The sequence below is a fragment of the Cytophagaceae bacterium ABcell3 genome, from assembly GCA_030913385.1.
Taxonomy (GTDB): Bacteria; Bacteroidota; Bacteroidia; order Cytophagales; family Cytophagaceae; genus ABcell3.
Window position 1 is genome coordinate 3,231,538 of record CP133159.1, and the last position, 20,358, is coordinate 3,251,895.

The 20,358-nt window shown below is 38.5% G+C and carries 15 protein-coding genes; 8 read left to right on the plus strand and 7 right to left on the minus strand.

Features of this window, described 5'->3' with window-relative positions:
- Positions 1-142: 142 nt before the first annotated feature.
- Complete coding sequence (locus RCC89_13050) at positions 143-2,176, plus strand: M3 family metallopeptidase (GenBank protein WMJ74084.1); 2,034 nt, start codon at positions 143-145, stop codon at positions 2,174-2,176.
- Between the two features lie 638 nt (positions 2,177-2,814).
- Here the strand turns inward: RCC89_13050 and RCC89_13055 are convergent.
- Both RCC89_13055 and RCC89_13060 read right to left on the minus strand, forming a co-directional pair.
- A complete protein-coding gene (locus RCC89_13055; GenBank protein ID WMJ74085.1) occupies positions 2,815-4,455 on the minus strand; it encodes a carbon starvation protein A in 1,641 nt (546 codons plus the stop codon).
- Between the two features lie 308 nt (positions 4,456-4,763).
- Positions 4,764-5,144 (minus strand): hypothetical protein, encoded by a 381-nt coding sequence (locus tag RCC89_13060; protein WMJ74086.1) that lies wholly within the window; start codon positions 5,142-5,144, stop codon positions 4,764-4,766.
- 144 nt (positions 5,145-5,288) lie between these two features.
- Between RCC89_13060 and RCC89_13065 the strand changes: the two genes are divergently transcribed.
- The gene (locus RCC89_13065) at positions 5,289-6,080 is read left to right on the plus strand and encodes a tryptophan-rich sensory protein (GenBank protein WMJ74087.1); all 792 of its coding nucleotides are present in this window, start codon (positions 5,289-5,291) and stop codon (positions 6,078-6,080) included.
- 510 nt (positions 6,081-6,590) lie between these two features.
- Here RCC89_13065 and RCC89_13070 read toward each other — a convergent pair.
- Both RCC89_13070 and RCC89_13075 read right to left on the minus strand, forming a co-directional pair.
- Entirely contained in the window at positions 6,591-8,684 is a 2,094-nt protein-coding gene (locus tag RCC89_13070; protein ID WMJ74088.1) for an OmpA family protein, read from the minus strand.
- 316 nt (positions 8,685-9,000) lie between these two features.
- Complete coding sequence (locus RCC89_13075; protein ID WMJ74089.1) at positions 9,001-10,131, minus strand: hypothetical protein; 1,131 nt, start codon at positions 10,129-10,131, stop codon at positions 9,001-9,003.
- Between the two features lie 467 nt (positions 10,132-10,598).
- On the opposite strand from RCC89_13075, the gene modA reads away from it, so the two are divergent.
- From modA to RCC89_13105, 6 genes are all read left to right on the plus strand, one after another.
- Complete coding sequence (gene modA, locus RCC89_13080; protein WMJ74090.1) at positions 10,599-11,459, plus strand: molybdate ABC transporter substrate-binding protein; 861 nt, start codon at positions 10,599-10,601, stop codon at positions 11,457-11,459.
- Between the two features lie 2 nt (positions 11,460-11,461).
- Positions 11,462-12,229: an ABC transporter permease gene (locus RCC89_13085; protein ID WMJ74091.1), complete on the plus strand. Its 768-nt coding sequence runs from the start codon at positions 11,462-11,464 to the stop codon at positions 12,227-12,229.
- Positions 12,226-13,299, plus strand: coding sequence for an ATP-binding cassette domain-containing protein (locus tag RCC89_13090; protein WMJ74092.1), 1,074 nt, complete (start codon positions 12,226-12,228; stop codon positions 13,297-13,299). The genes RCC89_13085 and RCC89_13090 overlap by 4 nt, the downstream gene beginning before the upstream one ends.
- Positions 13,300-13,347: 48 nt before the next feature.
- A complete protein-coding gene (locus RCC89_13095; protein ID WMJ74093.1) occupies positions 13,348-15,246 on the plus strand; it encodes a hypothetical protein in 1,899 nt (632 codons plus the stop codon).
- 72 nt (positions 15,247-15,318) lie between these two features.
- Entirely contained in the window at positions 15,319-15,858 is a 540-nt protein-coding gene (locus tag RCC89_13100; protein WMJ74094.1) for a hypothetical protein, read from the plus strand.
- A 13-nt stretch (positions 15,859-15,871) separates the two neighbouring features.
- Positions 15,872-16,411 carry a hypothetical protein gene (locus RCC89_13105; GenBank protein ID WMJ74095.1) on the plus strand — a complete coding sequence of 180 codons (540 nt, stop codon included), beginning with the start codon at positions 15,872-15,874 and terminating at the stop codon, positions 16,409-16,411.
- Between the two features lie 3 nt (positions 16,412-16,414).
- Here the strand turns inward: RCC89_13105 and RCC89_13110 are convergent, their stop codons facing one another.
- From RCC89_13110 to RCC89_13120, 3 genes are all read right to left on the minus strand, one after another.
- Positions 16,415-17,782: an ATP-binding protein gene (locus RCC89_13110; GenBank protein WMJ74096.1), complete on the minus strand. Its 1,368-nt coding sequence runs from the start codon at positions 17,780-17,782 to the stop codon at positions 16,415-16,417.
- A gap of 126 nt (positions 17,783-17,908) precedes the next feature.
- Complete coding sequence (locus RCC89_13115; protein ID WMJ74097.1) at positions 17,909-19,057, minus strand: serine hydrolase; 1,149 nt, start codon at positions 19,055-19,057, stop codon at positions 17,909-17,911.
- 192 nt (positions 19,058-19,249) lie between these two features.
- Entirely contained in the window at positions 19,250-19,993 is a 744-nt protein-coding gene (locus tag RCC89_13120; GenBank protein WMJ74098.1) for a hypothetical protein, read from the minus strand.
- Between the last annotated feature and the right edge of the window lie 365 nt (positions 19,994-20,358).

The following is a 20,358-nucleotide window of genomic DNA, read 5'->3' on the forward strand; positions in this document are numbered from 1 at the left end:
ACCCGTTGCGACAATCCACATACTATTTCTACAAAATTATTCCCAAATTCGGAGGATAGCTAATCATTTTTCTTCCTCATAGGTTAGGTATTTAGTATAGGATAAAATAATTTCGAGCGTATTCTTTAAAACATTTTTTTACATGAATCCACTTTTGCAAAAGTTTAATACCCCATTTGGGACACCACCGTTTGAGGAAATTAGTAACAAACACTTTATGCCTGCCATAAAAGAAGGCATAAAAAAAGGGAAAGAAGAAGTTCAAGCCATTGTTTCAAACACTGAAAGCCCAAACTTCCAAAACACAATTGAAGCTTTAGAAAAAAGTGGCGAGTTGACCGGAAGGGTTGCTTCTATTTTCTTCAACCTCAATTCTGCTGAAACTAATGATGAAATTCAGGCATTAGCCCGGGAAATTTCACCGCTGCTTTCAGAATATTCTAATGACATCATGCTCAACAAGGAGCTTTTTGCAAAAATCAAGAGCGTACATGACAAAAAAGACACTTTACCGCTTTCTCCAGAAGAGAAAACCCTACTAGAAAAAACATACAAAAGCTTTGTACGTAATGGGGCAAATCTTTCTGAAGACAAAAAAAAGCGACTAAGGGAAATAGATAAAGAGCTCTCACAGCTTTCTCTAATGTTTGGAGAGCATGTGCTAAAAGAAACCAACAATTTTACGCTAGAAGTAAAAGAAGAAAAAGATTTGTCTGGCCTTCCTGGTTTTGTCATAGAGGCGGCAGCGGAAACAGCCAAGGAAATGGGCAAAGAAGAAAGTTGGGTTTTCTCTTTACAGTTTCCAAGCTATATACCTTTTATCACTTATGCAGACAACCGGGAACTGCGAGAAAAAATGTTCAGGGCTTATGGTTCAAAAGCTTTTAAAGGAGACGAAAACGATAACCAGGAGATCATTCTTAAAATCATACGCCTGCGACATGAACGAGCCAACCTACTAGGCTATAGCTCACATGCCGACTTTGTACTTGAGGAACGTATGGCAAAGTCGCCAGCAAAAGTATTTCAATTTCTGGACAACCTCTTAAAATATGCCAAACCGGTAGCGGAACAAGAGGTAAGGGAACTTGAAGTGTATGCTCAATCACTTAATGGACCAGAAAAACTGCAAAGGTGGGATGTGGCCTACTATTCCGAAAAACTGAAGAAGGAAAAGTTTTCCATAGATGACGAATTGCTAAAACCTTATTTTAAGTTAGAAAATGTCATTGATGGTGTCTTTAAAGTGGCAGGTAGGTTGTATGGGTTGCAATTTAAAGCATTGGACAATGTTCAGGTTTATCATCCCGACGTACAAGTGTTTGAAGTTTTAGACGAACACAACAAGCACGTGGCAGTATTTTATGCTGACTTTTTCCCTCGAAGTGGCAAAAGAAATGGTGCTTGGATGACATCTTTTCGAGGTCAAAAAAGAGAAAATGGCAATGATATACGACCTCATATAGCTATTGTGTGCAACTTTACAAAACCAACAGGCTCACAACCCTCTTTACTGACCTTCAATGAAGTCAAGACACTTTTCCACGAATTTGGCCATGCCCTACATGGCATACTAGCCGATGGAAAATACGAAAGCCTTTCTGGTACCAGTGTATTCTGGGACTTTGTAGAACTGCCGTCACAGGTGATGGAAAATTGGGTATATGAAAAAGAAAGTTTGGACATTTTCGCCCGACACTATGAAACTGGTGAAACCATCCCAGAAGAGCTGATTGAAAAAATTAAAGACAGTGCCACCTTTATGGAAGCTTATCAAACAGTAAGGCAAATTAGCTTTGCCAAGCTGGATATGGGCTGGCATACAGAAAATGCGCCTAAGGTCAATAACGTTTCCACCCATGAACAAGGGTTACAAAAAGATACAGAACTTCTTCCTACTGTAGAAGGCACCAATGCAAGCTGTTCATTTTCGCATATTTTCCAAGGAGGCTACTCATCAGGTTATTATAGTTACAAATGGGCAGAAGTATTGGATGCTGATGCTTTCGAATTTTTCCAAGAAAAAGGAATCTTTAATAAAGATACAGCCGACCTGTTCAAAAAACATGTCCTCAGTGCAGGAGGGAGCGAACATCCAATGGAGCTATATAAACGGTTCCGTGGCAAAGAACCATCTCCTGAAGCTTTGCTAAGAAGAGCAGGAATCTTAAAATAAATATTAGGATTACCCATTTAAGTCTCTAGGAAGTAATAAGTTTTTTTGTACGATAAATGCTTTAAACTGCCTTTCTTAAATGGCGATATGTGCCATTGTTAGAAAATAAGGTGGCCATTGATGAAATTGCGTTAAGAACTTTATAAGCATGAAGCGGCCAAAAAATTTGCTGTTTGAGCCCGACGCAAGGAGGGTGAGTTTCATCCCGATAGCTATCGGGATAGCGTAATGGTTATAAAGTTTAGCAAATTTCATCACAGGCCTTGACTTTTTTGCTTACTTTTTTTGTCTAAGAAAAAAAGTAAGGCCCTGCCGGCGAGGCAAAAAGTAACTAAACGCGCCTATGTCAGCTAATAAAACATAAGATATCTAAGTGGGTAACCCCAATAAATATAATAAATTTTCATGATATAAGAGACTGCTACTTCTGAGCAGCCTCTTTTTTGTTTAATATACAAATACCTAACCCCAAGAGCCGTCAGGAAGTATAGGCTGGGCGCCGAGGAGCTTTACTGCACTTCATAAAAGCCCATATACACCCGAATTTGAACATCTGATATCACAAGCCACAAAACACTTTTCCCAAATCCTACCATTGCGGCGGCAAAAGGAGTCAATGTACGATAGCTAAAAACGAATTATGGTGAAACGGGAGCGTTTTCAACTTCGGTTTCTTTCTTGAGGCTTTTTCTTGCCAAAATGATCAACACAATGGACAACAAAAACAAAAGGCTGGCGATAACCGAAAGGGTATAAATACCATTGTTAAAATTATTGACAGCCAACATAAACAGAGAGCTCAAGGTTACGGCAAACATAAAGAACATCGGTACCAGTACAAACCAGGCGTTTCTCTTGGTTTTTATCAACCATACAGCTACAGCCAGCAAGGCCAAGGCGGCCAAAAGCTGGTTAGCCGACCCAAAAACCGGCCAAAGGGAAGTAAAACCACCCGAAAGCAAAAGCAGAATTGATAGTACTACCACAAAAAAAGTGGCCATATATCTGTTTTGGCTTATTTGTTTTACTGTTTTACTCTCACTGTCCTCAAAGAATTCCTGAAAAGTGAAACGGGCGAGCCTTGTACAAGTATCCAAGGTCGTAAGCGCAAAAGCAGAAATTGTGAGCGCAACAAAAGTAATGGCCAAGTCCGCATTTATGCCAGTAGAGGATATAGTTCCGCCCAAACCATCAGAAAACATGCTTACAGGCCCCAAGGCTGACAACTGGGAAACATACTCTGACCTATTGATTATAATTACAGTACCAATAGAAATGATAGCCAAAAACGATTCTATAAGCATTCCTCCAAAACCTATTACTTTGGCATCGCCTTCTTTGTTGATTTGTTTAGAAGTAGTTCCTGATGACACTAAAGAATGGAACCCACTAATGGCACCACAAGCAATGGTAACAAAAAGCACCGGAAATACATATCCCAAACTTTCTGACTTAACCTGTACATGGGTATCCATCTGAATTTCTGGATTAGCAATAAGCACTCCAACTACTGCAAATATCATGAGCCCATAAAGCAAAAAACTGCTAAGATAGTCTCTGGGTTGTAGCAAAAATGAAACTGGGATAACAGAAGCTATAGAGGCATAAACCAACAAGACCACGACCCAAACTTGGTATGACTGTAAAAAGGGGATCTGCACGCCCAAATACACAAAGTAATACATAAGTAGCACTCCTAGAATGGAAGAAAGCAAGAATGCTATTTTACTGCCTTTTGTGAGCTTATTCACCGCTCCGAAAACAATGGCCAAGACAATAAACAGAATAGAGGAAGAAGCTACACCTGGGTTGTTAACAAAAGTTTTGGCAATTATATCAGCAAAAACCGCAATGACTAAAATAAGAGTAGAAAAGCTAAAAATTAAAAACAGTTGCTTGCCCCTCTGACCAATGTGCTGACGGATAATAACACCTATGGACTTTCCTTCATGCCTAATAGAGGCAACCATACTGCCAAGGTCATGTACTGCGCCAAAAAATATACCGCCCACCAGTATCCAGATTACCGCCGGCACCCAACCAAAAGTTACTGCTATAATCGGGCCTATAATTGGGCCTGCACCTGCAATAGAGGCAAAATGATGCCCCAAAACAACAAATGGCTTACTGGGTATATAGTCAACTCCATCTTTATGGGTATGCGCAGGGGTAATGTTTTTATTGTTTATGTTGAGTTTCCGAACAACAAACCTGCCATAGGTAAAATAAGCTGTTAGTAAGATAGCGCCGGAAATTAACAGTAAAAGGACAAGACTCATGTTGAAACTTTTCAGAAAAGGGTAAAGACTTCAAAGATAACGCTGATTTTTTAAAATTTAACCTGTTTAGGGGATAGATTTTGACAATAGTAGAACAAATCATAGGTGCGAAAATAGCCCAACCTGCCTTTGACAAGATCAAATTACTATAGGTGGTAATAGCTTTTAATTGAGCCTTAGGAATACTTGTTAGCCACCATCTTGCAAAAATTGCTAGAGTTTATTCAGATTATAAAAAAAGGTAGAAAAAACAGCCTTACTTCCGCAGGGGTTTAACACCCCTGCTTTCAGAAGTAGGGGATAGGTAATTAGTCTGTACATTTTTTAATGGCAGCATGCGATATACTATCTATGGTTTTGTCTTTGACTTTATTCATAAAGCCTATCAAATCACTGTCTGCATACATACCGAAAGCCCCAACTATAGTACCTTTCAGACCGGACTTTGTGGTTATGGCGTAAAGTATGGCCATATCATCGGGATCTGATATCCCTTCAAACCTTTCATGTTCTACAATTTCTATATCGTCAGGCGCAATCATTTCCCCAGTTTCAAGACATTTAAGTTTATCCCCTACCACAGAAAACTGTTTATTATAACCTTGCCCCTGCAAACAATCAAGCTGGTAGGACATTGTCGTTCTGTAGTGAGGCATTTCCTGTTCTTTTGTTTTCTTTATTCCTTCCATAATATTAAAACATTTTCACTATATATATATAACAAAAAAAAGAGACTTTATGTCCATTAGTTCGATACCAGGTTGTTTACCCAATAATAACTTTAATCATTTTTCCTTCCAATCGGTTTATGTTATATACTTTAGAAGGTATCTATGAGTAAAAACCTAATTTTCTTGGTCACCAGTTCCGCCAGCTTTGCTCTTGTCTTGGCTGCCAACTATTTATCCAATACTGATATAATTGGCGAAAAGAGTGTAGGAGAGGTAAGCCAAATGTATCCTACATTAATTACCCCGGCAGGGTACGCATTTTCTATATGGGGTATAATTTACTTATTTCAAGCAGCATTTGTGGCTTTTCTATGGTATGAATGGCTAAAGAAAGGTAGAGACAGCACTTTAAAGAAATCTTGGGGATGGTTTACCTTGGCCAATCTCGCTAATGCGCTATGGGTGATCCTTTGGGTCAATGACTTTCCTGGCCTTTCCGTTATACTAATGTTATTATTACTATTTTCATTACTAAGTATAGTTGTGAAATTAAATATGGAGAAATGGGATGCCCCATTGAGTACCTTAGCATTTGTATGGTGGCCGTTTAGCATTTATACAGGTTGGATCATTTTGGCCACAGTCGTCAACGTTTCAGCCTTTCTGGTAAGTATTGGTTGGGAAGGAGGGATGCTTTCGCCATCGATATGGGCAATAGTCCTGATTGCCATTAGTACCATTATTTATGTTTTATTCATATATTATAGAAATATGAGAGAAGCTGCGCTGGTAGGAGCTTGGGGCTTAGTGGCCATAGCAGTACGTCAGCAAAGTTCAGCAGTAAGTGCCAGCGCATTAACTTGTGCAGCCATTTTGTTTCTCTATGCAGCTTATCAAGGATATCTAAACAGAGAAACATCTCCATTTAAAAAATTTCTTAGAAAGGAGTTCTAATCAAGCCACAAGTATATAGTTATCACACCTCCTAGTGCCGGTATTAGAGAAAACAGGTGCTCCAATCTAGTTTTCAGACTTGAGCGCCAATCTATCGCATAATTTAGGATAGGATTACCCATTTAAGTCTCTAGGAAGTAATAAGTTTTTTTTGTACGATAAAATGCTTTAAACTGCATTCTAATGGGGATAAGTGCCATTGTTAGAAAATAAGGCGGCCACTGATGAAATTGCGTTAAAAACTTTATAAGCATGAAGCGGCCAAAAAATTTGCTGTTTAAGCCCGACGCAAGGAGGGTGAGTTTCATCCCGATAGCTATCGGGATAGCGTAATGGTTATAAAGTTTAGCAAATTTCATCACAGGCCTTGACTTTTTTGCTTACTTTTTTTGTCTAAGAAAAAAAGTAAGGCCCTGCCGGCGAGGCAAAAAGTAACTAAGCGAGCCTAGGTAAGCTAATAATACATAAGATATCTAAATGGGTAACCCTAATTCAGTATTCAGGTTAAAATCACATACTTACTATCTTAAATTCCACCCTACGGTTCTTACGGCGGTTTTCTTCTGTATCATTTGGAGCAATAGGCTTACTGCCGCCATACCCTTTTCCAGTAACCCTTTTCTTGCTTATACCATTAGACACTAAATATTCAACCACCGTTTCCACCCGGCGTTCCGACAGCCTTCTAAGGCCTTCTGCACTACCAACACCATCGGTATGGCCTCCCAATTCTATTTCAACTGTTGGGTTATCCTTTAGCATAGCCACTAACTTATCCAGTTCAGGAAAGGAGGTGGGCAACAACTTATCCTGACTACGGACAAAAAATACATTTCTAAGAGGAATATCTTCTCCTGGCTCTAAAGGCGTTAGATAAATATCCCTTTCAATTTCCATATATTCTTTAATTTTAGGAACAGATATAGAGTCTCTTACACTATAAAAACCATGTTTTTCTGCAAAAAAAGTATATACCTGATCATAAGGGAGGGAAATTTTATAGCTTCCATCTTCAGGGTCTGAATGTGCAATACCTACTTCCTTATCTGTTTCTAGAATCCTATAAGTGATACCTGTACTTATAGGCTCTTTAGTCTTACTGTTCAACACCCTTCCATAAACCAGCACTGTCGGTTTTGGTTTAACAGCTACAGGCAGCTTGATTCTCATAATATCGCTTTTACCTATAGAGTTCTCTTCTGAAACAAAATATGCATACTCTCCAGAAGCCGGTATACTGTAATACGCATCCATTCCCTTGGAATTAACAGGCTCGCCTAAATTTTGAGGCTCTGACCAGTTAGTCCAAGAATCATCAAGTCTTCTGGTGATAAAAATATCGTTTTTACCATACCCAGGATGACCCGTACTACTGAAATACAAGGTAGAGTTGTCGGCTGCCAAAAAAGGAGACAGCTCAGTACCAGGTGTATTAATGATAGAACCTAGGTTTTTGGGAGTAGACCAGATATTATCGGGGCCTTCTTTAAATGACACATAAATATCTCTAGAACCTTCTGTGTCATCTCTTTCCAATGCCAACAATAGTATTTGCTTATCGTTGCTTAGAAAGTATTCGTTAAAAGTACTTTTATTATAGTAATTCCTAATCTGCAGGTTTTCTGGCACGCTCCAGCCATCTTTAGTCTTCCGGCTCATAGATACCCCCATGGAATTTGTAGTACCCTGAGCGTCATAAGTATTCATAAGCAAGAGTGTATTACCGTCTGGGGTAACAGAGCATACTGCATTAGGGGCATCGTTGTTTACAGGCGCCCCTATGTTTTTTGCTTTGCTCCACTTGCCGTCAATATACCTGGAATAGTACACATCCTGATAATCTGACGCTCCACCAATGTTATCAGGAGAATATGTGCGGGTAAAATACAAACCTCTACCGTCAGGTGTTACCACAGGCGTCAGCTCACCGTATTGTGTATTTACTCCATCGCCTAAATTTTCTGCGGGGAACTCATAAGCTAGGTTAGGAACAACATTGATGGGCAATTTAGCCCCTTTCAGTACAAAGTCTTTGATATCTACAGACGAGTTTTCCCAAAGAGCAAAACCTACGGCCTTTCCAAAATTGGGAGGGATAGAGACTTCTGATAGCAAGTTGTCATTGGAGTAAAAACCTAAGGTATTCCCTTTTACAACTACCTTTAGCGTATTTCCTGTAGGCTTAACTTTGAACGAAGTAGAAGGATCCTGCAACAAAGAACCTTTTCCTTTTTGGGCAAGGACAATCCTGTACTTCATATTTTTGATCAAGCAATACACTGCATTTTCCTGATCTGTGCCTATCATAAAACCATATTCGCTTCCCGGCTTCAAAACACTAAAGTCAGCTTCGGCAGAATATTCCAACTTATCATTGATCAGGTTAAAGTAATTGTAAATACCAGCACCCGTAGTAGACTTACGCTTCCACCGCAATTTACCGTTTTTTATTTCTGATTGATCTTCACGGCCGTTCAAAAGACGCCAGCCGGTCTCATTATCAGAAAAATCGTCTTGGTGAATAACTGAGGAAACTTGACTATATGCATAGGTATAAGTAATCAAGAGTAATAGACTGACAGTTAAGACCCTTTGTAAAATCATAGCAAATTATCTTTATTGATATGCTTAAAGCAGTATTAAAACGAAGAAATGTTTTTTTCCTTACGAATATGAAAAAACAACTGATAAATATAGTAAAAATTTAAGTTTGTCCAAAGACATAAGGGTGCAGGAAATCTCTCTTGAAACACCTTTTATTATAATAGGAAAAATAGAATCAATTTTTGGAGTTTAATTGATATACATTAAAAAAGTGCTCATAACCACGGTTATATGACAGGGTTATGAGCAACAAAACAATCAAACCTGAAATATGTAATAGAACAGGTTAAACAAAACCATATTGATTTACCTCAACTCAATCAAACAATGATCTAAAGTAGCCGAAAATCTCTGCTTTAATGGTAGGATTAGCACCTACTGCCAAGGCTACCGATATAAACAGTCCTATAAAGGCATATAAAAGGTCTCGGGATATGAGTTTAACAGCTTTGAAGCGGTGCTTATTCCCAGACTTTTTTCTCGCTAAGCTAATAGCTATTTCCCTACCGCCCATGGTACCAAGAAATACCCAAGTTGTACTCATAGGGACTGTGCTTATAAACAGCTTATAAATTAGCAGAATCACATAAGTAAAGTCAACCAAGGTTGCAGCCCTAACATCGGCAATACGTACTTTTTCACTCACCACTTTTTGGATTCTATCTCCCCTAAGGAAAAATAGCAGGCCTAAGCCACCGAAAATTGTACCTGCAAAAATCATAAACTCTACCAGGCTCAGCTGCCTTGGCAAGAAAACTGCAATATTGGCACCGTCTTGCATAAGCCAAACAGCCCACAACGACCCACTTACTGTCCACTGTAGTATAGACCATCCAACATGTACTTTCCTTGATTTAAAATATTTTTTAATAAAATTGTAGCCACTGTACCAGATGATGAACGAAAGCACGAAAGCCATCAAATAACCTGACATACTTTTACCTACCACACTAGTAATGCCGGTAGTACTGGCACTAAATACACTTAAAAGCAGAAAAGTGGTTGAAACAGGCATTCGCAACCTTGTAAGGATAAGCAAAACAAGCGGAGCTATAACCTGAAAGAAACTAAAGTTTTCGGGATGAGGATATTTGGTGGTTCCTTCAGGAGTCATCAGGCGTTGATAAGTAACATCCCCATCAAAGTATACAAAACTAAAGGTTACCGTTACTAAGAAAATACTACCTGTAAAGAGCCACAGTATCCACCACTTTTTGTCTTTATTACTTTCAATAAAAGTTCCCAAAGACTGTATACTGTCATTGGCAACGGCAGCGTATGCAGCAAATATAAAACCGACCCACATTGCAGCTTGTCCGTACTGGACAATAATTGCTGAAAGTAAAAAGCCGATTAAAATTATAGCTAGAAAGGTTTTCTCTTCTGTAAAGCGTTCTAATAGATTTAAATAGGTGCCCTTTCTTTTTACTAAGGTCTTCTTGGCCATGAAATTTATGCCCTTGAGGCTGATTTGTTATTTTGTTGACAGTGCAATAATACATTTCTTGAACATCCTTTAAATGTTTATGGTGTTAAGAAATTGTTAAGAATCTTTTTTTCTTTTGAAATGCTTTTAGGTGAAGCATCAGCAGAGTTGCCGAATAGATGAGTTTTCTTGTTTTAAAAATAATAATACTTTGAAGTTATACTTGTTAATCAAAACCATGTAATTATAAATAAATTGAACAAAGTAGCTAAGGCAATATATACTTATAGATCCTAGTTGCAATGATTCTTCAAAAATATGAAGTTTCCCTAATAAGTAAACTACTTTCTCAACTTTTAAATCACTTTGTTGAATTGTGTCATGTATTATTTGGTTTTAAAATATACCTTTTAATAAATGCTTACCTTAAATTTACCTTTTTCTTCAGCATAGGCAGAAGAGTATTTAAATTACCCCGTAAAAAAACAATGAGAATACTGATCATACTTTTTTTATCTACCCTAATGTGCACTTGCCAGCCCAACGAGGCACAGCAAGAGCAAAACGGCCAAAGCTTAATGCTTTATGTAGGTGCCGCCTCCAAACCGCCTGTAGAAGAACTAGCCGCCATGTTTGAAGAAATGCATGGAATAAAAATACATGTAAACTTCGGAGGTTCTGGGTATATGCTTTCTCAAATGAAATTGGCGCAAAAAGGAGATATATTTTTCCCTGGGTCTTCTGACTTTATGGAAATAGCCAAAAATGATGATTTAATTTACCCTGAAACTGAAGAACAGGTAGTTTATCTGGTCAACGCCATTAATGTACAAAATGGCAACCCGAAAAATATTAAGAAACTCAAAGACCTTTCCCAGCCTGGCCTTAAAGTAGCCATTGCCAACCCAGAAGGTGTATGTGTGGGGGCTTATGCTGTAGAAATTATAGAACAAAGTTTTAATGAGGAGCAAAAAGCACAGTTCCGAAAGAACATAGTCACCTATACCGAAAGCTGTGATAAAACTGCTACTATCATTGCACTAAAGGGAGTGGACGCTGTCATTGGGTGGAGTGTTTTTCAACATTGGAACCCTGCACAAATTGAAAGTATTGCATTGGACCGAGAGGAAATAGTCCGGATAGGCTATATCCCAATAGCGATCACAAAGTTCAGCAAAAAGAAAGAACTAGCGCAAGAGTTCATAGATTTTGTCACCTCTGAAAAAGGAAAAGAAGTTTTTAGAAAATACCAGTATTTTTCCAGCATTGACGAAGCTGTTGATTATATTGGCACTGAAAAGCCAGTAGGCGGCATTTATGAAGTGCCCGCAACATGGCTAAGTAAGTAACTATGGGATTTAGAAAACTGACCATCATATCGACTTTTAGCATTTTATTGCTTTATGGCATAATCATAATTTCGGTATTTTTTTATTTCGATGGCCAGGCAATGGTAGATAGCTTTACCAATAGAAGAATCATCAATGCCATAACCAACAGCCTCTATGCGGCCACCTTGGCAACCATACTAGCCTCAGCACTCGCCATACCGGCTGCTTATGCCTTGAGCAGGTTTTCCTTTCCTCTCAAATTTTGGGTAGACACTTTTCTGGAATTTCCCCTGATAGTTTCTCCTGCCGCCTTGGGAGCCATGCTGCTTATCTTTTTTCAAACACCTGCCGGCAGCTTTATCACTGAAAATATAGTAGACTTTGTATTTGTTTTTGCGGGTATTGTACTTGCACAATTTGTAACAATCATTGGCATTTCCACCCGATTAATGAAAGCTGTTTATGATGAAGTGCCCAAACGCTATGAACAAGTAGCGCGAACCTTGGGCGCTAGCCACCAAAAAGCTTTTTTAACAGTAACTTTCCCTTTGGCAAAAAAAGGCCTGATATCGACAGTAATATTGACTTGGGCTAAGGCAGTTGGCGAGTTTGGCGCTACCATCACTCTTGCTGGCTCTATGCCTATGAAAACAGAAACATTGCCAACAGCTATTTTCATGCGTTTGTCTGTAGCAGATATAGAAGGTACTGTGGTTCTAATTTTGATATTGCTGGGCATTAGTTTATCCTTGCTCATAGTAACACGCCTTTTACTTCTAAGAAAATGATCCAACTGAAAAACATATCATTAGCCACAGGAGACTTTAACCTTTCGGATGTTTCTCTTTCCATTCAAGAGGGGTCTTTTAATGTGCTACTTGGCCCAACTGGTAGTGGAAAAACTTTAATACTTGAAATGATTGCCGGGCTTCGAAAAAGCAAAACAGGGTCTTTGCATATTCAAGGGAAAGAGGCTAAACTACTGGCTCCAGAGAAAAGAAATATTGCTTATGTACCTCAGGATATTGCTTTGTTTCCGCATTTAAATGTACATGAAAATATTATATACGGTTTGACTATAAACCACAAAAAGACAGACATTCAACAGGTTCATAAACTCGCTGACACTTTAGGGATAAAACATTTACTAGACAGGAGTGTCAATGAACTAAGCGGTGGAGAAAAACAAAGGGTCGCTTTGGCAAGAGCATTGATAATCAAAAAAAGAATCTTACTGCTCGACGAGCCCACAGCAGCCATTCACGAATCTATGCAAGAGGAACTAGCCCTGTTTTTCAAGAAAATACAACAGGAGTATAACCTCACCATCCTTATGACCACACATCATAAAAACACAGCATTTTTATTAGCTGACTATCTACATTTTATTGAAAAAGGGAAAATCCTTTTCAGCACTTCAAAAGAAACGTTTAAACACCAGCCGATTCCTCAAAGCGCCTCCGCTTTTTTTGGCATTCGCAATATTATTAACATAAAACGTAATACTGACAAAGAGGGAAAAGTTGATTATTGGAGCGAGGAATTAAACACATTATTGACTTTTGACAATAAAATAACTTCTTTTACAGATACGCTTAACAACCAGCTAAAGATAGGCTTTAAAACTACAGGAATTCAACCAGTTAATCAAGAGGATGGCCATGCTAATACATTCAACGCAAAAGTCCTCGACATTTTAATGAGGGAAAACAATGTAGGCTTAAAGTTAGAAGTCCTTACATCTGGCTATCATCTATATATGGATGTCCCTTTATACATATTCCGAAGCTTTAATATTGATAGAGGAGCAAACATTAAATGCAAAATAGAAAAGGACGATATGTGGGAGATTAAGTAAGATATTTCATACTATTAAAAAATTTAAGTCCACCAAAAGAAGACTTCTATGAACCGGCTCTTTATTTTTTTGCTCATTTGTATCCATTTTCAGTCATTAGGACAGCATAAAATTAAACTTACTGAAGACATGGTTACCAACCTCTCCAGTTGGGGAAATGCACAAATGCTGGTAGATGAACAAGAAAAGGTAGGAGATCCTGCGGCTGGAAAAGAAGGTGAACACCCTGAAAACAGGTGGTTTCCTGGGTGGAAAGATTGGTATTACCCAGCATCCGCTGTTATTGATTTAAAAGCAGAGTACCATATCTCTGATATCTATTTCTGGGGAGGGCAGGGAACGGGGCTTGTTTCAGCCTATGCAGGCCATCCCGGCGACTGGAAGCACCTTTTTGACGATCCCTTAAACCGATACTTAAAGTGGATGAAACACCCTGTGGGAGAAACCACTCGCTATATTAAAATCCAAATAAACAAACCAGGCTCTGTGCCGGACGAAATAGTTGTTTATGGTACTAAAGTAGGAGAGGAGATCCCTGAACCTTCACCTACCAAGCACCCAAGGTTTAAAATTAAAGATTTTGCAGGTATTAACGGTTTTGTCGATGACCCTATGGATGTCTCCAATGTATGCCACTTTATTCGTGAATATCATAACTGGGACTGGAATGAGGCTGAGGAAGGAAAAATCAAGTTTAACCCCAGTTATCCAGGTTGGAAGTTTGACGAGTATTATAAAAACATGAAGGATGCTAATATTTTAGTAGTTCCTTGTTTAAAACAAAGCGTCAAGTGGATTGCTGACCATAAAGAACACAAACCGGTAAAAGGAGGTTTAGACCCTGAAAACCCTTTTTCTTACAAAGAAAAAGCCAGCTATATGTATCAATATGCTGCTAGGTATGGCAATAAGAAAATAGACAAAAGCAAGTTGAAACTCGCAGAAGGACAGCAGCCTCAAACTGGTCTTGGTTTGTTGAAATATTACGAAGACTGGAACGAACAGAACCAATGGTGGAATGGCAGAAAAGCCTATTTTACCCCTTTTGAATATGCTTCTATGGCCAGTGCCAACTATGACGGACACAAAGGGGCCTTGGGTAAAACGTATGGCATCAAAGCTGCCGATCCTGACGCCATACATGTAATGGGCGGTTTGGCTGGTTTAGATTTAGACTATATAAAAGCCATTAAACTATGGGCGGACTATAACCGTGATGGGGATTTCCCTTCTGATGTCATCAATGTACACCATTACTCAAATGATGTGGGAGGACAAGGCGATGCAAGCATTGGGGTTTCCCCCGAGGAAGATGGCTTGAAAAAACGACTTAAACCCATCGTAGACTACCGCGACCGATACCTACCTGGCAAGGAAGTCTGGCTGACAGAGTTTGGGTACGATATCAACCAAAAATCCATCCAAAGAGCACCAGCCATTGGCAGCTTTTCGCCAGAGGAGGTTCAAGCCATATGGCTTATCAGAAGCTATTTGGAAATAGCAGCCGCAGGGGTAGACCGAGCCGCTATGTATATGGTAAGGGATGCTCCAGCTTTATCAAAAACAACCCGCTTTGCAACCAGTGGTCTTACTGAAGGGAAAAATGAACGAAAAAGGCCATCTTGGTACTACCTGAAAAGCTTTGTCCATATTTTAGGAAGCTATACATTTGACAAAGAAATAAACAATAAAGATGGAATAAATTGTTACCGCTTTGTAGAAGAAGAAACAGGGAACGCCATTTACGTGCTATGGAGTCCCACGAGCACTCAAAAAGAAGTAAAAGGTTATAACTTTGAAATTCCAGAAGGTAAGAAACAGTATGAAGTAATGACCTTGATAAACCAGTCCGAGCGAGGGAAAACATTATTAAAATCTGGCACACCTAAACCTACTGCTGTCTTGGATATTAGTGAAAAACCTATTTTTATCCGGGTGTTTGAATAGGAAACTCAAACATTCATCTTGTTTTATTGCGACATTAACCAACATTTTACTTAATTTGCAAAAAACAGTTCAATGAGAGTAATATTCTTTTCTTTTTTGATTTTCCTAAGCTCATCCGTTTTATGTAACGCTCAAACAGAGAAAGGCTCTTACATGGTAGGGGGGCATGGCTATGCTAGCTTTACTAATGGTTTTAGTATGTTAATTTCTCCTAATATAGGTTATTTTCTTGCTGATGGCTTTGTCCTTGGAGCGGGGCCTAGTTTAACCGTTGGCTCTTTCACTGGGCATAAAAGTTACTCAGGAGGGTTGAACTTGTTTTCTCGATACTATATTGGCCTAACACAATCTTTGCAAATGTTTGGGCAAGTTCACGGAACTCTCAGGTATACCCACCAGAGAGTTGACATGAGGTATTTTTTTGATGAAGACCACATAAGCATCTCCAATTCATTTAGAGGAAAATTTGGCGGGGGTTTGGGATTAGCATATTTTTTCACAGAACAGGTGAGCTTAGAAGCCCTATTTAGGTATGACAGAATCAATGACCGAAGCAGGAAGAATTTTTTCACTCTTGACCTTGGATTTCAAATTTATTTCCCTCGAAAATAGTAAAAACAATTCAATGAGAACCAAACTCATAACTTTAATACTTTTTTTAAGCGCAACCATATTGTGTAATGCCCAAACAAAGAAAGGGTCTTATATGGTCGGAGGCTATGGCAATGCAGATTTTACCACTTCTTATGCCTTTAAAACAGTTATTTCACCGAACATAGGTTACTTTCTTGCAGATGGATTTGCCCTTGGAGGAGGCCCTATTTTAGGACTTCAATCAGGTACATATAATAGCTACATTGGAGGTCTCAACTTGTTCTCCCGATACTATATTGGCCTAAGCCCATCAGTACAATTATTTGGACAAGTTCAAGGAAACTTTATTTACACTCATCATAAAACACGCAGGAAGTATCCTATTAGTGAAGATATATTACCAACTAATTCATTTGTAGGAACTTTTGGAGGAGGTTTAGGTGTAGCATACTTTATTACAGAACAGGTGAGTTTAGAAGCCCTGTTTAGATATGACAGAAACAATAACCGAAAAAGTAAGAATATTTTCACTCTTGACTTTGGCTTCCAAATCTATTTTCCTCGCCAATAATCGCTAAAGGGGCAGCGTAGTACCTACTTCCGTTCCGCGGTTAACAGCCGAGGTAAGTGTGACACTTCCTCGGTGCAAACTAACAATCTTTTGTGTAAGAGCTAGTCCTATACCATTTCCTTTTCCAAGACTTTGGTTTTTACCTCTGTAAAAGGGTTCAAAGACTTTACTTTGCTCTTCTTTAGGAATTCCAGGGCCATTATCTTTAAAGTAAACCATAATGGCTTTTTTACCGGCACGGATAGAAACCTTGCAATGATTGTCCGGTGCATACTTGCAGGCATTTTCCATAAGGTTAAGAAAGGCTACTTTTAGCAGGTATTCATTTCCCAAAATAGAAAACTCAACATCTTGATCTGACTCTTCAATTTCAAAATTTATATCTGCCGAATAAGCACTATCGGCTTTCATCAATTCTTTTCGGGCATCAAGTAGCACCTCGTCCACTCTTGTTGGGCGGAATTTAACAGCAGACTTGTCATAATCAGCTTTGGCAAGGTCAAGCAGGCCTGTGATTAACCGGGAAATTTTTACGGCATCATTCTTTACGAGAGATATCGTTTTTTCATACTCCTCAGCACTTCTTGGTTTTGAAAGGGCCAAGTCCAACTCTGCTATAATAGTAGATAATGGAGTCCTTACCTCATGAGAAATATTAGAAACAAAGTGTTTTTGTGATTCAAAAGAGTTTTCAAGCCTGTCCAACATATTATTAAAAGTAATGGCAAGTTCCGCAATTTCATCTTTGCCATTACCTTCGTTTACCCTTAAGTCTAAATTTGTAGCTGTAATGTCTTCAACTTTGTCTACCATTTCAGACACAGGTTCCAAGGACTTCCGACTGTAGATCCTTCCTAGGAAAAAACAAACCACTATAGCAATAAGTAAACCTATAAACATAGAATACCTAAGGTGTTCAGCCTTGGTAAAACCATAATGGTCATAAGCGGCGGCTGTTATCAGGTAAACATTATTTTCATACTCAAAACGAAACCCAAGAACCTGCCAATTCTCCTGCCAAAAGCGTAATTCCCCCGCATCCCTAATTTCATCTAACATTTCGGGTGTTTCTTTTACAAAATCTATTTCAACAGCATCATGATAAAGCAAATTATAGGAAGTATCATAAATAGCCACTTCTTCCTGAAAGGTAGCCGTACGAGACTGCTGATAAATCAGTTGAAGAACTTCTGGTTCTACCTGAGCATCTAGAAGCAAGTTGGCTTTTATAGTAGCCTGCAAGCGAAGTAATCTAAAAAACTCCTCCTCGCGGTTTTCTGTATAAGTCCAATAAATAGCCACGGAAAAGGCAGTCAATAGAACTGCCGTGATAGCAGTGTAAAGTAGCGTAAGTTTGGTGTGTATAGGCAAATTTTAAAGACTTAAATTAGCTGACTAAAATATCAACTTCAACAATAATATCCTAAGAACGAAGAAAGCAATTTGCCCATAAGAAAAAAGCCTAGAAAAGCTAGGTAATTGTTATGGTGCAAGCGATCAAAACATTTTTGCAACCTCATCTAGGATCACATATAAGTCCTCGGGGTGATTGTTCACCTGATCAGAGTTTTGGTTTCCAATATTTACCAGAATCATTTTTTGCGAAGGTACAACTATAATCTTTTGTCCTAGAAAACCGCTTGCATAAAAAAGGTTGCCCAGACTTTCGTGCGTAAATGGTCGCCAAACATACCCAAAAAAATCAACGCGCGTGTCAGGGTCTTCTCTTTTCTTCAAATTACTTGGAGCAGTTGCCGCTTCTATAAATGCTGAGTCTAATACATGACTTCCCTTAACTATTCCTTGGTGTAAATATAAGTTGCCAAGGTACGCAAAACCTCTGGTAGTCATGTTAAGACAGCAAAAAGCCTTTTCCATGCCACCCGCTTTTTCCAAACTCCACGAAGCACTGTCGGCTATTAGCTGTGGATGCCAAAAATATGATTCCATCAACTTACTAAGCTTTTTACCTGTAGCTTCACAAACAACAAGACCCAGCGCCAGTGCATCTCCATCGCTGTAACGGTAATATTGTCCCGGCTCATACGCTGGTTCCATATCATCTACCATCTTTCTTAAGTCATTCACATAGTAAGCCTCTACTGTGTGAGAAAAAGGATCAACAGGGGAGGCTTCCCATTTAAGACCTGAGCTCATTTGTAGCAAATGCTTAATGGTTATATTCTTTTTGCCTTCATCTTTAAATGATGGTAAATAGTTGGCGACCGGTTCTTCCACACTTTCTATATACCCTTCTGTTATGGCTATTCCTACCAAAGTAGAAACATAGGCTTTGGCGACAGAAGCTGAACTAAAGAGGCTGCTTGTCCCATAGCCATCAAAATACTCCTCATGCAGAATTGAGTCATTTTTTATGACCAAAAAAGAAACAGATTTATTTTCCTTAAGAGTTTTCCGCAATTTATTTGACAATGTTTGCTCGTTATAATGCAAGGACAATGGCCATTCCTGCGCATTAGGGCTAGCAGCTATCGCCCTTTGGTAAAAAAGCTTATAATCGTCCAGCTCCGGTCCAGGACTTACAATGGCATGATAAATATATGATTGGCCAGAAAGTAAAATATATAGGTTCAGTACGATAAAACCTCCGAGCAGTGCCAACAACACCTTCTTTAAAATACTCATAAAAAATACTTGTTCTCCTTAATTAACTTGGAATGAGTATTAGGGTTTTTAATAGAGAGCAGTAGAGTTACATTTAGTCATAGATAGAAATAAAAAATCCCACCCTCAAAATTTTAAAATTTAGAGAGCGGGAAAGACAGTAACAGAACAGGTCGCCCCTCACTATAGGATTAAAATCATGTTAGGGCAAGTTTAATAATTTGACAGATCCAAATACCGAAGGGTTTCATTCATTCCGAAAGAACCATAAGTTTGCTCTCTTACCACACCAATTCCCTTAACATAGTACCTGGTTTTAAACCTGCTACCTTCATTAGAATGGAAGTAATCAACCACTACAGCATTACTATAACTGCAACTGTCAGTTTGAATATTCGTAATATTCGAAACTACCACGGAATCTCCTTCAGTTGAATCCCAAGGTTTTGTCCAGTAAGTCCCTACCGTTGGTTCCGCAGGAAAATATAAGATTTCCCCGGTATGATAACGTACGTATATATTTCCGTCATCACCAAGCCTTAACTGGTAAGTTCTGGTTGACATACTTTCTGGACGATACAAATAATACAAAGTATCATTAACTGTTTCCGTACCTTCTATAGTCATATTGTTATAAACAAGGCCGGATGAAAAATTAGATCTTGCACCCAATCTCCACTTAGCATCTTCGGCCAAGGGTAAGTAACTGTTGCTTGATACCCCTGTGCATATATCTGTTGGAGAACAATCTGAGCAAGAACCTGAAGATCCACTATCACTATCATTGCCATCTCCTTGGTTATCTTCATTTCCATTATCAGAGTTATTGCCTCCATTATCATCTGTTTCTTCAACATGGTCTGGATTTACAGCTTCTTTTTCTTTTTTATCTTTACACCCAAAAATGGATAAAGAGAAAATAAGAAGTACAATTAATTTTAAAGGTAATGTTTTCATTCATTAAAAAGTTAGATTAAAATTTTAAAATAAAGACCAAAAATAAATATTTTACATATTAAAACCACATATTTTCAAACAAAAAAACACAAAGCAAGCAAACTTTAAAACAAGCCTACAAACATTACTCAATTTCTTAAATGAAGTGTTGAACCTTTAAAGAGGACAAAATAACTCAAATGCATATTATTAGCATAATAGAAAATAGGGTTACCTATTTAAACATCTTATGTTTTATTACCTTAAATAGACTCGTTTAGTTGTTTTTTGCCTCGCCGGCAAATTAAACTAAAAAAGCTGCTACTCATCCTTTACCTTACCTTATTTAACATAGATAGCAAAAGCCCAAAAACCTACCTGAAATA